The organism is Clostridium algoriphilum, from assembly GCF_020443705.1.
Lineage (GTDB): Bacteria > Bacillota > Clostridia > Clostridiales > Clostridiaceae > Clostridium_AD > Clostridium_AD algoriphilum.
In genome coordinates, this window is sequence record NZ_JAIZZK010000002.1 from 200,903 (window position 1) to 216,020 (window position 15,118).

Sequence of the window (15,118 nt, forward strand, 5' to 3'; positions counted from 1 at the left end):
GGAGGAAATAATAATGGGAAAAATTATAGGAATAGATTTAGGTACAACTAATTCATGTGTAGCAGTTATGGAGGGTGGAGAACCCGTAGTAATTTCAAATTCAGAAGGTGCAAGAACTACACCATCTGTAGTTTCATTTCAAGCAAATGGTGAAAGATTAGTTGGTCAAGTGGCTAAAAGACAAGCAATAACAAATCCAGATAAAACAATAATGTCAATAAAAAGAGAAATGGGTACTGATCACAAAGTAACTATAGACGGAAAAACACATACACCACAAGAAATATCAGCTTATATATTACAAAAAATAAAAGCAGATGCTGAGGCCTATTTAGGAGAATCAGTTACAGAAGCAGTTATAACTGTACCTGCATATTTCAATGATAGCCAAAGACAAGCAACAAAGGATGCAGGAAAAATAGCTGGACTTGAAGTAAAGAGAATAATAAACGAGCCAACAGCAGCAGCATTAGCTTATGGTTTAGATAAAATGGATGTTAATCAAAAAATATTAGTATATGATTTAGGCGGCGGTACATTTGATGTATCTATACTAGAACTTGGTGATGGTTTATTCGAAGTTAAATCTACTAACGGAAATACTAAGCTTGGTGGAGATGATTTTGACCAAAAGGTTATGAACCATATAGCAGATACTTTTAAAGCAGATAATGGAATAGATTTAAGAAATGATAAAATGGCACTTCAAAGACTTAAAGAGGCTGCTGAAAAAGCTAAAATAGAATTATCATCATCAACACAAACAAATATTAATTTACCATTCATAACTGCTGATGCAACAGGCCCTAAGCATATAGATATGAATTTAACAAGAGCAAAATTCAATGAATTAACTCATGATTTAGTTAATTCAACAATTGAACCAATGAAAAAAGCACTTGCAGACGCAGGTTTATCTCTTAGCGAAATAGATAAGATTGTACTTGTAGGTGGTTCAACAAGAACACCAGCAGTTCAAGATGCAGTTAAAAACTTCACTGGTAAAGAACCTTCAAAGGGAGTAAATCCAGACGAATGTGTAGCACTCGGTGCAGCAGTTCAGGCAGGAGTATTAAGTGGAGAAGTTAAAGATGTTTTACTTCTTGATGTAACTCCATTAACACTAGGAATTGAAACTTTAGGCGGAATAGCTACTCCATTAATTGAAAGAAATACTACAATTCCTGCTAAAAAGAGTCAGGTATTCTCAACAGCTGCAGATGGTCAAACATCAGTTGAAATTAACATTGTTCAAGGTGAGCGTCAAATGGCTGCAGGTAACAAATCACTAGGAAGAGTTACTCTTTCAGGAATTGCATCAGCACCAAGAGGAATTCCACAAATAGAAGTTACTTTTGATATAGATGCTAACGGCATTGTTAATGTATCAGCTAAAGATAAAGGAACAGGAAAAGAAGCTAAAATAACAATTACAGCATCAACTAATTTAAGCGATGATGAAATTGATAAAGCAGTAAAAGAAGCAGAAAAATTTGCAGGTGAAGATAAGAAAAGAAAAGAAGAAATTGAAGTCAAGAATAATGCAGAACAGTTAGTATATCAAACTGAAAAAAGCTTAACTGACCTCGGAGAAAAAGTGTCAGAGGAAGATAAGAAAGATATTCAAGATAAATTAGAAGCTCTTAAAAAGATTAAAGATGGTGAAGATACAGAGGCTACTAAGAAATCTACTGAAGAGTTAACTGAGGCATTTTATGCAGTAACTACAAAAATATATCAAGCAGAAGCAGAATCAACAAAAGCTCAAGGTGAAGATACAGCTTCTGGAGATGCTAAGCAAGATGACAATGTAGTAGATGCTGATTACAAAGTAGATGAAGATGAAAAGAAAGAAGAAGAAAAAAAAGAAGATAAATAATTAATAAAATAATTAAATTAGGGATGGGTAACTACCCTTCCCTAATTTTAATTTGCCTTAAGTAAAACAGTATTATCAATAGTTATAGATAAACTATATAATAATAAGAGTTGTATTATTTTAAGGATTAGTTTATATTAGGGATTAGTTATAATATAAAAGCATATATATTTTAGGTGGTGAAGAGCTAGATGGCAAATAAAGATTATTATGAAACTCTTGGCATAGAAAGAGATGCCGGTGAGGAAGAAATTAAGAAAGCTTTTAAAAAAGGTGCGTTAAAGTACCATCCAGATAGAAATCCAGGTAATAAAGAAGCTGAAGATAAATTCAAAGAAATGAATGAGGCATACCAAGTTTTATCTAATTCAGAAAAAAGATCAAGATATGATCAATATGGTACAGCTGATGCTGGTGGAGCAGGATTTGAAGGTAGTTCTGATTTTTCAGGTTTTGGTGGATTTGGTGATATATTTGGTGACATATTTGGTGGAGGTGGTGGATTTTCTCAAAGAAATCAGAATGGTCCAAGAAAAGGTGCAGATTTAGAATATAATCTAAGTTTACATTTTGAGGAGTCTGTTTTTGGTGTTGAAAAAGAGATATCTATTACAAGAAATGAAAAATGTGGTGAGTGCGGTGGTAGCGGTGCTAAAGCTGGTACAACACCTAAGACCTGTGATAAGTGTGGCGGAAATGGACAGATAAAAGTTCAGAGAAACACAGCTTTTGGAAGCTTCGCTAGTATGAGTACTTGTGATAAGTGCGGAGGCAAGGGCCATATAATAGCTGAACCATGTAAAAATTGTCACGGTTCTGGAAAAGAGAGAAAAAATAGAAAAATTAAAATCAACGTTCCAGGTGGAGTTGATACTGGAAATGTTATGCCATTAAGAGGGCAAGGAGAACAAGGGGAAAAGGGTGGCCCAGCAGGAGATTTGTATATTAATATCAGAGTAGCTCCCCATAAAACCTTTAAGAGAAATGGTAATGATATTCATATAGAATCCCATATAAGCTTTGGTTATGCATCCATGGGTACTGAAATTAAAGTAGCAACGGTAGATGGAGACGTTAAATATAAAGTTCCAGGAGGAACACAATCTGGAACTGTATTTAGGCTTAAGGGTAAGGGAATCCCTAGAGTAAACGGACATGGAAGAGGAGATCAATACGTAAAGGTTATTGTTGATATTCCAAAATCCTTAAATGATAAACAAAAAGACGCCTTAAAAGTATTTATGGAAGCTAGTGGCGAGAGTATAGCCTGCTTTGATGAAAGTAAAAAGTCTTTTGTAGATAAAATATTAGGTAAATAATTATAAAAAACTCCGTTTTGTAAAACGGGGTTTTTTATTATAAATAAGGAGAGAAATTATGAATAAAGACTGGATTGAAGTAACCATAATAACAAGTAGTGAGGCAGTTGAGGCAGTTTCAGCAATGCTATATAATACTGGAGTAGAAGGAGTTTCTATTTTGGATCCCTTAGATCTAATTTATAGGAGAGACCATACTACAGATTGGGATTATTTTGATGAAACAATTATAGATACAAATAGTGAGGTTGTAATTAAGGGATACTATAAAGAAGATAATAACTTTGATAAGCACTTAGAAGAAATTAAAGCAGGAGTAAGTAATTTGCCAAAGTTTGGTTTAGATAAAGGTGTAGGATCAGTAAATGCTGCAAAGGTAAATGAAGAAGACTGGGAAAATAACTGGAAAAAGTATTATAAACCTATAAAGGTAGGAGAAAAGGTAGTTATAAAGCCTATATGGGAAAAGTATGATAAAAAACCTGATGAAATAATTGTGGAACTAGACCCAGGCATGGCTTTTGGAACTGGTTCTCATGAAACTACTAGAATGTGTATAAAAGCACTAGAGAAGCACGTAAACAAAGATTCCGTAGTTTTTGATATAGGAACAGGTTCTGGGATATTGTCTATCGCTGCGGCTAAGCTTGGGGCTAAAAACACTATAGGAGTTGACTTGGATCCTGTTGCAGTTGATTCTGCAAGGCAGAATGTCAGCTACAATGATATAAGTAACATTGAGATTCTATATGGTGACTTAATGGAAGTTGTTAAAGGAAAGGCTAGTATAGTTATAGCAAATATTATGGCTGATATTATTATATTTTTGACGGATCAAGTTAAGGAATTCATAGCTTGCGGTGGATACTTTATATCCTCAGGTATAATTCTAAGTAAAAAAGATGAAGTAATAACTAAGTTAACCCAGTGTGGTTTTAAAATTGAGGAGATAAATATTGAGGGCGAATGGGTTTGTATAGTTGCGAAGTTATAGTAAAATAAGGTGAATTAAAATAAACTATCATATTGGTTTGATTCTTATTAGAATGTGGTAAGGTTTGAGGAGAATAAATTATGCATAAATTTTTTGTTCCAAAAATGAATATAGATGGTAATAATGCTATTATAGATGGAGAAGATGTTAAACATATATATAGGGTATTAAGGCTTCAAGTTGGAGACAAGATAAGTATAAACAACTCCGAAGGGAAAGAGTATGTAGGAGAAATAACTCTTATAGATAAGAAAGTTGTAAATGTAAATTTACTAGAAGAAAGTTCCATAAATAATGAAAGTCCCATTGAAGTATACTTATTTCAAGGCATGCCTAAATCTACAAAAATGGATTTAATAGTTCAAAAAAATACTGAACTCGGAGTTAAAGCTATAACACCTATAATTACAGAGAGAGTAGTTGTTAAAACTCACCTTAAGGAGTTTAAAAAGGAAGAGTGTAAGAAATTAGATAGATGGAATAGGATAGCCCTTGAAGCATCTAAGCAAAGCAAAAGAAGTTTGGTTCCTAAAATAAATGTACCTATAGAGTTTGATAATTTACTGGGCGAATTAAAGCATATGGATTTAGTGGTTGTTCCCTATGAAAATGAAGAAGGTTATGGGATAAAGAAGTTAGTAGAGAATATAGATAAAATACATATCAATAAAGTTGCAATTATCATAGGACCAGAGGGTGGATTTGAAGAAATTGAGATATCAAAACTCAAAGAAATAGGAGCAAAAATAATTACTTTAGGACCAAGGATACTTAGAACTGAGACTGCAGGGTTTACATGTTTAAGTCTTATAATGTATGAGCTGGGAGATCTAGGAGGGAATGCGTGATGAAAGTTGCAATCACTACCTTAGGGTGTAGAGTAAATCAGTATGAATCAGAAGCAATGGTTGAAAAATTCATTAAAGACGGATATGAAGTAACGGAATATGATGAGGTTTCAGATGTGTATGTTATTAATACTTGCACGGTTACTAATATGGGCGATAAAAAGTCAAGACAGATGATTAGACGGGCAAGACGATTAAATGATGCAGCTGTTATTGCAGTGGTTGGATGTTATGCACAAATTGCAGCAACCGAAGTTGCAAGCATTGATGGCGTTGACGTAGTTTTGGGTAGTCGAAATAAGGGTGATATAGTTTATTGGGTAAATAGGTATAGAGAAGAAAAGAAACAGGTTATAGAAGTTAGTGATGTTTTAAAAAATAAAGTATTCGAAAACTTAAATATAAAAGAGTATAAAGACAGAACAAGAGCTTTTGTAAAAATTCAAGACGGTTGCAATAGGTTTTGTTCTTATTGCTTGATACCTTACGCAAGGGGAGCTGTATGTAGTAAAAAACCAGAGAAAATAGTATCAGAGGTTTATGAGTTAGCTGCAAATGGTTTTAAAGAAATTCTTTTGTCAGGCATACATATAGCTTCTTTTGGATTGGATTTAGAAGGTGGTTGGAATTTAGTTAGAGTTTTAGAAGAAGTGGATAAGGTTCCAGGAATTGAAAGAATAAGAATAGGATCAATAGACCCAACCTTTTTTACGGAGGGCGTTATTGAAAAAATAAAGTCGTTTAAGAAACTATGCCATCATTTCCACCTCTCACTTCAAAGTGGTTGTGATGAAACACTTAAAAGAATGAATAGGCATTACACAGCAAAGGAATATAAGAGCGTAGTAGAAAATATTCGTAGTAATATTGAGGGGGTATCTATAACTACTGACGTAATTGTAGGCTTCCCTGGAGAATCCCAAGAAGAGTTTGATAAAACTTATGCTTTTTTAAAGGACTTAGAATTATCAAAAATGCATATTTTTAAGTATAGCCCAAGAAAAGGAACTAAAGCTGCGCAAATAAAAAAGCAGATAGATGGGAATATAAAAGAAGATAGAAGTCATAAGCTTATTGCACTTAATAATATACTCGAGAAGAAACATATAAGTGAATTTAAAGGAAAATGCATGAATGTTTTATATGAGTTAAAATCTCCAACTAGTGAAGATGAATATGAAGGCTACACTGACAATTATATAAAGGTTATGGTGAAGGCAAAACAAAACATAGAATGCGAATTTCATATAACTAAATTTATAGAATGCAAGGACGATCATTTAATTGGAGAAGTGCAAGAATTATAAAAATTATGAAAGTAGTTAATTTATAAGCAGGAAAATGAAGTTTTACGTTGAATAGTATATTATAAGATGATTGGGAGGTGATTATATGGAAAAGGAAGAATGTATATTTTGTAAAATTATAAAAAAACAAATTCCTTGTGATATGGTTTATGAAGATGATAAAGTTATAGCTTTTAATGACATAAGTCCTGAGGCACCTGTTCATGTTATTATTATTCCAAGGCAACATATTAATAACGTAAATTCACTAAACCAAGATGAGGCAGAATTAATAGGGCATATATTTATGGTTGCAAAGAAAATTGTGAAAACTTTGGGAATTGATGAGACTGGATATAGAATTGTTTCTAATTCTGGAAAGCAAGGCGGTCAAACCGTTGAGCATTTACACTTTCATTTGCTAGGTGGAAGGATGCTTAAGTGGCCACCAGGTTAACATAAAAGGGGTATTCAAGTAAATCAATAGTTGATATGTTAATTTGCAAATCATAGTTGTAATTATTAATATTGTTTATATAAAAACACATTATATATAACAAAATAGCAATGAAAATGTTGACATTATATAAAAGTGTGTTGTATAATAAAAAATGTGCTATTTAGGCCCCGCATTAGCTGCTTTTAAAATGAATTGAGCTAGCGGAGGGAGGGATAATGATGTCAGAAATTAAGGTTGGAGCAGACGAGACAATTGAGAATGCTTTAAGAAGGTTTAAGAAAAAGTGCGCAAGAAGTGGAGTTCTCGGAGAAGTAAGAAAAAGAGAGCACTATGAAAAACCAAGTGTTAAAAAGAAGTTGAAATCAGAAGCTGCAAGAAAGAGAAAATTTAAATAGAATTTTTGAAATTGGAAAGCAACAAGATTTAATTTGTTATTAAAATAATCTTGTTAAAATACCTTCCTCAGCAGTTAACTAAATCATAAATTTAGAGCTATTCATAAAAGCAGTGGTGTAATTTGGGGATATTGGTATGAAATACATGGGAAAATTATGTTTGCCTTATTGCTTAAATTTATGGGCAATATAGAAGGTAAGCTTATTAGTTAAATAGTATAATAGAATTTGAATAAACGAAAGACTCAGCATTTGCTGGGTCTTTTTTTTATTGGGAGAATTATAAAGTTTAAAAACTGTAATTTCTTAGGGCTTTTCTTCATAAATTTAGTATGAAGTATTTTTGTGAGGTGAGTGTTATGGATAATAAATTTTATAAAACAAAAGAAATTATAGCTAGCAAGTTAGATTTGCCAAGAGATATACTGTTAGATTTACCCAAAATTACTATTTTGGCTAATAATGAAATAAATATAGAAAACCATAAAGGTGTAGTAATATTTGAAGAAGAACAAATAAAAATAAATTCAAATGTGGGTCCTATTTCAATATACGGTAAAAATTTTAAAATATTATTTATAGGGGGAAACACAATAACTTTAAGTGGAAACTTTAAGTCAGTTGTGTATGAAAGTCATGAATAATTTTAAAAAGTATAAAAAAGGTATTATTACAATGGAAATTCAATCACTGATACCAGAAAAATTCATTAACTTACTATGGAAAAATAATGTTGTAGTCAAAAATATAAGGAAAATTAACATAACAACTGTAATCTTAGAAGTGAAATTAAGTGATTATGGTGAGATCAGTAAAGTGGCCAAACGAACCAATACAAGGGTTAAAATTATTGGAAGAAGTGGAGTATCATTTATTTTAATAAAATTAAGAAGCCGAACTGCACTTTTATTAGGCGTAGTTTTGTTCGCAGGCATATTATATTATTTGTCTACATTTGTATGGAACATAGAAATTAATACTGAGAATTATATAAGTCCGTATGAACTACGTAATCAGATTAAAAGTTTTGGGATAAGACCAGGCCAAAGGAAAAAAAATATAGATGTATACGAGATTGAAAATAAGATTACAAGAAGCAATGATGAAATAATGTGGGTAAAAGCAAGGATTGACGGTGTTAAATTAAAAGTTGATGTAATAGAAAGACAATCACCACCGATTATAGTTAGTAATCAAACACCCTGTAATTTAATAGCCACGAAAGATGGTATAGTGTCTAGAGTATTTACAACTGGTGGTACAGCTATTGTGATTGATGGGGACGTTATACAAAAGGGAGATATACTAGTTAAAGGGGAACAAGGTAAAGAAGAAGGTCTTTATCCTGCGCATGCACAGGGAGAAGTTATTGCTAGAACTTTTTACGAGAAGATTAAAGAAGTTCCCTTAAATAAAATAACGAAAGTTAAAACAGGAAAAAGTATAACTAATTTATACATTAAGTTAGCAAATAAAAAAATATATCTGAAAAATAGCTTAATTCCGTATACTAATTATGATAAAATAGAAAATAGCAATAAACTAATAACTAAAGAAAGCTATTATGAAGTTGAAGAAAAAAATATACCTGCTGATTCAACTAAGATAGTGAAAGAATTATATTCCAATATATTTAAGGATTTGGACAAAAATGTAAAAATTATAGACAGGATTGAAAATGTTAAAAAGGAGAAAAATAAATACTTAATCAGAGTATTGGTTGTTGCTGAAGAGAATGTAGCTTCCGAAGCAAGTATAGTACCTGAAGTTAAAAGTACACCCGAAAAAAAATAGTGAATATGAGCAAAATAAGGATTAATATATTTTTTAGTTTACGTGAGAAGAAAAGGTGGGGATTGAATATGAAAAATATCGGGGAGCTTATGAAACTTAATAAAGCAAAACCCTATTTGATATTTGCAGTTACGGCGATTATAATGTTTTTAATTTTAGTAACTGCATTAGTTCCGAAAAAGTATACATTAAATGTTGGGGATATTGCGAATGTAGATATAAAGGCGCCTAGGGAAGTTGAAAATGAAATATCCACTGAAAACAATAGAGTTAAGGCTGTAGAAGATATAGGAAAAAAAACAATTAAAATTCCCGTAAATGAAACGGCAGTAAAACATATTGGTGATTTATTTACCAAAGTAGAAGGGTTAAACACTACAGGTACTAGTAGTTCATCTACAAAAGATGGAAACTCAACTGTTAAACTATTATCTGAAAAGGAAAAAATAGATTCACTCAAAATTAAAAATTCAATTTCTAATTTTACCTATGAAAAATATCAGACTTTAATAAACTTAGATAGTAGTGAGGCTAATGAACTAGAAAAATTTCTTAAAGACACAATGACAACACTTTATGAGGTAACAACAATAAATGAAAATAAACCTGAAGAAATTGTCATGGCACAGGGCATTATTGCGACAGCTTTTAATAACTCGAATTTTTCAAAAGATATAAGAGAAATAGGAATGGCCATTGCAAATGTTGAGGTTCAGCCTAATACAATATATGATAAGCAAGGGACAGAGATTTTAATAGAAGAAGCGAAAAAGAACGTTGTGCCTGTCATGATCAAGAAGGATCAGATAATTGTAAAAGAGGGAGAGCCATTAACCTCACAGCAAGAGGCACTACTTGAATCATTGGGACTACTAGATAATACTGATAGTATTGAATGGTCATTATATTTAAGTTTATCAGCACTCGTTTGCCTTGTAATTTTACTTCAATGGTATTATTTATATAAGTACCATCCGAAAATATTTAATGATATTAAAAAGTTGATTATGCTAAATATTCTTAATATAATTGCTATATTGCTTGCCAGAGTATTAGGTATAACCTCTTTGTTTGTAATTCCACTAGCATGTGTACCAATGCTTATGGCTATTTTAATTAATGATGAAGTAGCTATGACTTTAAATGTTTTTAACTGCATTCTTATAAGTGTTGCAGTTAATTTCAACTTTGAGATTACAATATTGGCTGTGCTTAACTCCATTGTGGGGGTTATGTTACTCAAGAAAATGCAACAAAGGAATGATATACTATATTCATCCATATATATTGCAATGGTTAATTTGATGGTGTATCTCTCTATGGGATTTTTACTAAGTAATAGTATAATGGATGTTTTAAAAAAAGCAGGAATGGTATATATTGCAAGTCTTATATCTGGAGTACTTACTATAGGATTTTTACCATTTTTCGAAAGCTTTTTTGATATTGTAACTACAGTTAAGCTACTAGAAATATCAAACCCTAATCATCCATTATTAAAAAGGTTGCTTTTAGAAGCGCCAGGAAGTTACCATCACTCTGTAATTGTAGCTAATCTTGCGGAAGTTGCAGCAGAAGCAGTTGGTGCAAATCCTGTTCTTGCAAGGGTTTCTGCATATTATCATGATATTGGCAAGATTAAAAGACCCTATTTCTTTAAAGAAAATCAACTAGGAAATGACAATCCACATGATAAGATAACTCCGAATCTAAGTACACTTATAATAATTTCTCATGTTAAGGATGGACTTGAGCTTGCAAAAGAATATAAGATACCTAAGGTGATTCAAGATGTAATTGTTCAGCATCATGGTACTACTTTAGTTAAATATTTTTATGTAACTATGAAAAATTCTAGTGATAATCCAGATGAAATTAAGGAAGAGAATTTTAGATACCAAGGACCTAATCCGGAAAGCAAGGAAGCTGCAATTATAATGCTCTCAGATGCAGTTGAAGCGGCTGTAAGATCAATTCCTAATCATACAAAAGGTAAAATTGAGGAAATGGTAAATAATTTAATAAAGAATAGGCTTAATGACGGGCAACTAAATAATTGTGATTTAACTTTAAAAGATTTAGAAAAGATTAGAGCATCATTTATGAAAGTGCTTTCAGGTATATACCATGATAGAATAGAGTATCCTTTAGAAAAATGGCAAAAGGATAAGGAACTTGAAAATAAATAATTCGTTTTTGAGTGACGAAGTAGAGGAGTATGAATAAGTATGATTTATATTGATAACAGGCAAAATAAGATTGAAGTTACGAAGGAACTAGAAACTGCTATAAAAGATGTCATTGAGTATACACTCCATGAAGAAAAACTTTTTATAGAAAACGAAGTAAGTGTTATATTTATAGATAATGAAGAAATTAAAGAAATAAACTCAAAGCAACGTGGAATAGATAAAGTTACGGATGTGCTATCTTTTCCTATGCTACATTACCCAGATAATAAGGTATTTAAAGATGTGTACGTAAATTATCAATTTGACCAAAGTGATTTATATGATGGTAAGTTAGTAATTGGTGATGTCGCATTATCTCTTGAAAAATCTAAGCAACAAAGTGAAGAATTTGGACATTCCTTTATTCGCGAATGTGCATACCTTACGGTGCATTCCATTCTACATTTGCTTGGGTATGATCACATGGATGGAGTAGAAAAAAATATTATGAGAGTGAGAGAAGAAGAAATACTCAATAATTTTAATATTTCTAGATAAAATACATTTTGGCCCATTTCATGTGCCTTAATGTATGAGAATATTTTTAAAGGTGGTTAAGTATGAAAGTTAAGAAATTAGTTGATAGTTTTAATTATGCTATTGAAGGAATCATATACTCAATTCGAACACAAAGAAATATGAAAATACATATGTTAACTACAATATTAGTGCTTACAGCCACATTTTTCTATGATTTGTCCAAGATAGAACTTTTAATTATTACCATAACTATAACATTGGTAATAGTTGCTGAAATGATAAATACCGCAGTAGAGTGTGCAATAGATGCTACAACAAACTACTTCCATCCACTAGCAAAAATTGCCAAAAATGTTGCTGCTGGTGCGGTTCTAGTAACTGCTATAAATTCTGTCCTAGTAGGATATGTAATCTTTTGGGATAGAGTAACTCCACTTAATAGAACGGTGATGCTAAAACTTAAAAGATCTGACCCTCACATGATATTCTTTATACTAGTTATAGTTTGTATTGCTACAGTGGTAGTTAAGGCAATTTATGGTGAAGGAACTCCTCTTAGGGGAGGTATGCCAAGTGGTCATGCAACTATTGCTTTTTCAGTAGCAACAACCATAACATTATTGAGCAATGAACCTTTAATTATGGTATTATCTTATTTTATAGCTGGAATTGTCGCCCAAAGCAGAGTTGACTCAGAAATTCATTCCATTATAGAAGTAGTTTTTGGTGCTGTATTTGGAACTTTATTAACATTACTATTATTCAAAGTTTTAGGATGATTTACACTTTTTTTTCAGATACATAATATCCTGAATTTAATTATAATGTTATTGAAATACTAATTATTAGTGATATAATTATTATACGTGATTTTTCGCGTAAAACTACTTATATAAGGTAAAAGGTATACAAATTATATTAGTAAAAAATTAAGATGAATATATAAGAAAAACCATGAATAAGATATTGGTGCTTTTACTAAAGAAGATTTACCAAAGTAAGATAACAAAAGGAGGATATATGTTTAAATCAGGATTCGTAACTATTATTGGAAGGCCTAATGTAGGTAAATCTACATTAATTAATTATATAATGGGGGAGAAATTATCAATTGTGTCTAACAGACCCCAAACTACAAGAAATAACATACAAACAATTTTAACGACTAAAGAATCTCAAATAATATTTGTAGATACTCCAGGAATGCATAAACCTAGACATAAACTAGGAGAATATATGGTTAAAGTAGCAAAGCAATCTGCGAGTGAAGTAGATGTTATATTATTTATTACTACGCCAGGAGATGAAATTGATAAAGGTGATATGCATATTCTCGAACAGTTTAAAAATACTAAGATACCTGTGTTTTTATTAGTTAATAAGATTGATGAGAATACCCAAGAGAGGGTAGCTAAAACTGTTCAAGGTTATTCTGAGTATTTTGATTTTAAAGAAATAATACCAATTGCTGCTATAAAAGGTAAAAATGTTGACATAGTTACTAAACTTGTAGAAGAGAACATGCCAGAAGGCCCTTTATATTACCCAGAAGATATGATTACAGATCAGCAAGAAAGATTCATTATTACTGAAATTATAAGAGAAAAGGCTTTGAAATTATTATCACAAGAAGTGCCACATGGAATAGCAGTAGAAATTATTTCTATGAAAAGGGATAAAAAGGAGATCTACAATATTGAAGTTAACTTACTTTGTGAGAAAGATTCTCATAAGGGTATAATAATTGGAAAAGGTGGAAAAACCCTAAAACAAATTTCTACTTATGCAAGGCAAGATATAATGAAATTATTAGAAGAAAACATACATCTGAGATTATGGGTAAAGGTAAAGAAAGAATGGAGAGATACTTCAAGTATCTTGAAAGAGCTCGGATATAAGTAGGGGATGATTTTCTGTCGATTTTTAAAACTAGGGCTATAGTTATAAAAACTCAAGAGTTTAAAGAGAATGATAAGTTAGTATGGCTTTTTAGTGAGGATTTTGGTAAAATAACTGCCATAGCTAAAGGCGCTAGGAAAAATAAAAGCAGATATGTATCTTCAACTCTGCCTTGCACTTATGGAGAATTTATACTCTTTAAAGGTAGAAATTTATATACAATAAATGAGATTACAATTATAGATTCTTTTCAGCAATTATTAAGAAACCTAGACACAATTACATATGCTTCATATTTTAATGAATTAATTGATATTGCAATGGAAAGCGATGAGGTCAATAAAGATCTTTTTAGAGATTTAGTTTCCGCCTTTTATTTTATAAAAAATGACGTTATGGATATAGAGATTCTAGCTAGAGCTTTTGAATTAAGAATTTTAAAAGCAACAGGATATGAATTAAATTTTAGTCAATGTGTTAAGTGTAGAAAGAAAATAAGTATGTCAAATAATATTGATTCCATATTATATGGTCCAATTTGTAAAGAGTGTGAAAAGTTAAATAGTATATATATATCAAATCCTACATATAATACATTAAAATTCTTAAACAATTTTGGTATGGATAAAATTAATAGAATTATTGTTTCACAATCGTCAAAACTTGAGTTATACAAAATTTTGTCTTTTATTATTTCTCAAAATTATACAAGGAAACCAAAAAGCTTAGAAATGTTTAATTATTTAAGGGAATACAATGATCAATAAATTAATTTTACCTTAGATAAATTATAAGGAGGATGATTTTAATGGCAGAAATTACGCTAGAGAAAATTGACATTATTAAAGAAAGAACAGGCGTTTCATACACGGATGCTAAGGAAGCATTAGAAGAATGTGATAGTGATGTAGTTAATGCTTTGATTTATATTGAAGCAAAAGAAAAAAAATCTAATAAATTCAATATGGACGAAATGTATACTACTAAGGATGAACTTTTAGAATGGATAAAGAGCACTGCACGAAAAGGTAACGTATCAAGGATAAAGATAAAGAAAGGTCAGACTGTGATTATAGATATACCTGTTAATGCAGGCATTGCAGCAGGCATATTTGGATTAATTTATCCAGCTCTAATTGCTATAGGTGTTTTAACTGCAGTACTCACAAAAGTCACCATTGAGGTAACAAAAGCAGATGGTAGTGTGGAAGTAATTAATACTATTATTAAAAATACAGTTGATGATGTAAAAAATAAAATGAGTGATATAAGTGATGATGTAAAAGAAAAATTTAATGAAACTAAAGGTAGTTTTAACAAAAGCAGTAAAGAGAATAAAGACAGTAATAATAGTAATGATGATAAAGAGAATAATAATGAAAATGTATACCAATATACTGTAAAATTTGACGAAAAAGAGAAAGAAGAAAAGCAAAACGAAGAAAACGAAAAAAACGAAAAAAATGATAAAGTGCAAGACAAAGAGACTGAATAATAGTTTTATTTTTTCTTTAAAAAATTATTAGTATAATA

General features: G+C 31.0%; 15 protein-coding genes. All 15 read left to right on the forward strand.

Annotated elements, in window-relative coordinates; all coding sequences use genetic code 11:
* Window positions 1-13 precede the first annotated feature (13 nt).
* Window positions 14-1,879 (forward strand): molecular chaperone DnaK, encoded by a 1,866-nt coding sequence (gene dnaK / locus LGK95_RS03250; protein WP_226122176.1) that lies wholly within the window; start codon window positions 14-16, stop codon window positions 1,877-1,879.
* A 191-nt stretch (window positions 1,880-2,070) separates the two neighbouring features.
* The gene (gene dnaJ / locus LGK95_RS03255; protein ID WP_226122178.1) at window positions 2,071-3,198 is read left to right on the forward strand and encodes a molecular chaperone DnaJ; all 1,128 of its coding nucleotides are present in this window, start codon (window positions 2,071-2,073) and stop codon (window positions 3,196-3,198) included.
* Window positions 3,199-3,256: 58 nt separating this feature from the next.
* Window positions 3,257-4,192, forward strand: a complete 936-nt coding sequence (gene prmA / locus LGK95_RS03260; RefSeq protein ID WP_226122184.1) for a 50S ribosomal protein L11 methyltransferase — start codon at window positions 3,257-3,259, stop codon at window positions 4,190-4,192.
* A gap of 80 nt (window positions 4,193-4,272) precedes the next feature.
* A complete protein-coding gene (locus LGK95_RS03265) occupies window positions 4,273-5,040 on the forward strand; it encodes a 16S rRNA (uracil(1498)-N(3))-methyltransferase (protein ID WP_226122185.1) in 768 nt (255 codons plus the stop codon).
* On the forward strand, window positions 5,040-6,347 hold the full coding sequence (mtaB, locus tag LGK95_RS03270; RefSeq protein ID WP_226122188.1) for a tRNA (N(6)-L-threonylcarbamoyladenosine(37)-C(2))-methylthiotransferase MtaB: 1,308 nt from the start codon (window positions 5,040-5,042) through the stop codon (window positions 6,345-6,347). Before LGK95_RS03265 ends, mtaB begins: the two co-directional genes overlap by 1 nt.
* Window positions 6,348-6,432: 85 nt before the next feature.
* Entirely contained in the window at window positions 6,433-6,783 is a 351-nt protein-coding gene (locus tag LGK95_RS03275; protein ID WP_226122189.1) for a histidine triad nucleotide-binding protein, read from the forward strand.
* 221 nt (window positions 6,784-7,004) lie between these two features.
* A complete protein-coding gene (gene rpsU / locus LGK95_RS03280; RefSeq protein WP_165413737.1) occupies window positions 7,005-7,181 on the forward strand; it encodes a 30S ribosomal protein S21 in 177 nt (58 codons plus the stop codon).
* Between the two features lie 359 nt (window positions 7,182-7,540).
* Window positions 7,541-7,825: a sporulation protein YqfC gene (yqfC, locus tag LGK95_RS03285; protein ID WP_226122190.1), complete on the forward strand. Its 285-nt coding sequence runs from the start codon at window positions 7,541-7,543 to the stop codon at window positions 7,823-7,825.
* Entirely contained in the window at window positions 7,818-8,975 is a 1,158-nt protein-coding gene (gene yqfD, locus LGK95_RS03290) for a sporulation protein YqfD (protein WP_226122193.1), read from the forward strand. The genes yqfC and yqfD overlap by 8 nt, the downstream gene beginning before the upstream one ends.
* 68 nt (window positions 8,976-9,043) lie before the next feature.
* Window positions 9,044-11,164 carry an HD family phosphohydrolase gene (locus tag LGK95_RS03295; RefSeq protein ID WP_226122195.1) on the forward strand — a complete coding sequence of 707 codons (2,121 nt, stop codon included), beginning with the start codon at window positions 9,044-9,046 and terminating at the stop codon, window positions 11,162-11,164.
* Between the two features lie 39 nt (window positions 11,165-11,203).
* On the forward strand, window positions 11,204-11,704 hold the full coding sequence (gene ybeY / locus LGK95_RS03300; protein ID WP_226122204.1) for an rRNA maturation RNase YbeY: 501 nt from the start codon (window positions 11,204-11,206) through the stop codon (window positions 11,702-11,704).
* 62 nt (window positions 11,705-11,766) lie between these two features.
* Window positions 11,767-12,465 (forward strand): diacylglycerol kinase, encoded by a 699-nt coding sequence (locus tag LGK95_RS03305; protein ID WP_226122206.1) that lies wholly within the window; start codon window positions 11,767-11,769, stop codon window positions 12,463-12,465.
* A gap of 241 nt (window positions 12,466-12,706) precedes the next feature.
* A complete protein-coding gene (era, locus tag LGK95_RS03310) occupies window positions 12,707-13,588 on the forward strand; it encodes a GTPase Era (RefSeq protein WP_226122310.1) in 882 nt (293 codons plus the stop codon).
* A gap of 11 nt (window positions 13,589-13,599) precedes the next feature.
* Entirely contained in the window at window positions 13,600-14,352 is a 753-nt protein-coding gene (recO, locus tag LGK95_RS03315) for a DNA repair protein RecO (protein ID WP_226122311.1), read from the forward strand.
* Between the two features lie 41 nt (window positions 14,353-14,393).
* Window positions 14,394-15,080 (forward strand): DUF4342 domain-containing protein, encoded by a 687-nt coding sequence (locus tag LGK95_RS03320; RefSeq protein ID WP_226122208.1) that lies wholly within the window; start codon window positions 14,394-14,396, stop codon window positions 15,078-15,080.
* Window positions 15,081-15,118 lie beyond the last annotated feature (38 nt).

Coding starts and splice junctions, on each gene's coding strand:
- dnaJ (WP_226122178.1), top strand. CDS start 2,071: ATGGCAAATAAAGATTATTATGAAACTCTTGGCATAGAAAGAGATGCC.
- LGK95_RS03295 (WP_226122195.1), top strand. CDS start 9,044: ATGAAAAATATCGGGGAGCTTATGAAACTTAATAAAGCAAAACCCTAT.
- prmA (WP_226122184.1), top strand. CDS start 3,257: ATGAATAAAGACTGGATTGAAGTAACCATAATAACAAGTAGTGAGGCA.
- LGK95_RS03320 (WP_226122208.1), top strand. CDS start 14,394: ATGGCAGAAATTACGCTAGAGAAAATTGACATTATTAAAGAAAGAACA.
- era (WP_226122310.1), top strand. CDS start 12,707: ATGTTTAAATCAGGATTCGTAACTATTATTGGAAGGCCTAATGTAGGT.
- dnaK (WP_226122176.1), top strand. CDS start 14: ATGGGAAAAATTATAGGAATAGATTTAGGTACAACTAATTCATGTGTA.
- yqfC (WP_226122190.1), top strand. CDS start 7,541: ATGGATAATAAATTTTATAAAACAAAAGAAATTATAGCTAGCAAGTTA.
- yqfD (WP_226122193.1), top strand. CDS start 7,818: ATGAATAATTTTAAAAAGTATAAAAAAGGTATTATTACAATGGAAATT.
- rpsU (WP_165413737.1), top strand. CDS start 7,005: ATGTCAGAAATTAAGGTTGGAGCAGACGAGACAATTGAGAATGCTTTA.
- ybeY (WP_226122204.1), top strand. CDS start 11,204: ATGATTTATATTGATAACAGGCAAAATAAGATTGAAGTTACGAAGGAA.
- mtaB (WP_226122188.1), top strand. CDS start 5,040: ATGAAAGTTGCAATCACTACCTTAGGGTGTAGAGTAAATCAGTATGAA.
- LGK95_RS03305 (WP_226122206.1), top strand. CDS start 11,767: ATGAAAGTTAAGAAATTAGTTGATAGTTTTAATTATGCTATTGAAGGA.
- LGK95_RS03265 (WP_226122185.1), top strand. CDS start 4,273: ATGCATAAATTTTTTGTTCCAAAAATGAATATAGATGGTAATAATGCT.
- LGK95_RS03275 (WP_226122189.1), top strand. CDS start 6,433: ATGGAAAAGGAAGAATGTATATTTTGTAAAATTATAAAAAAACAAATT.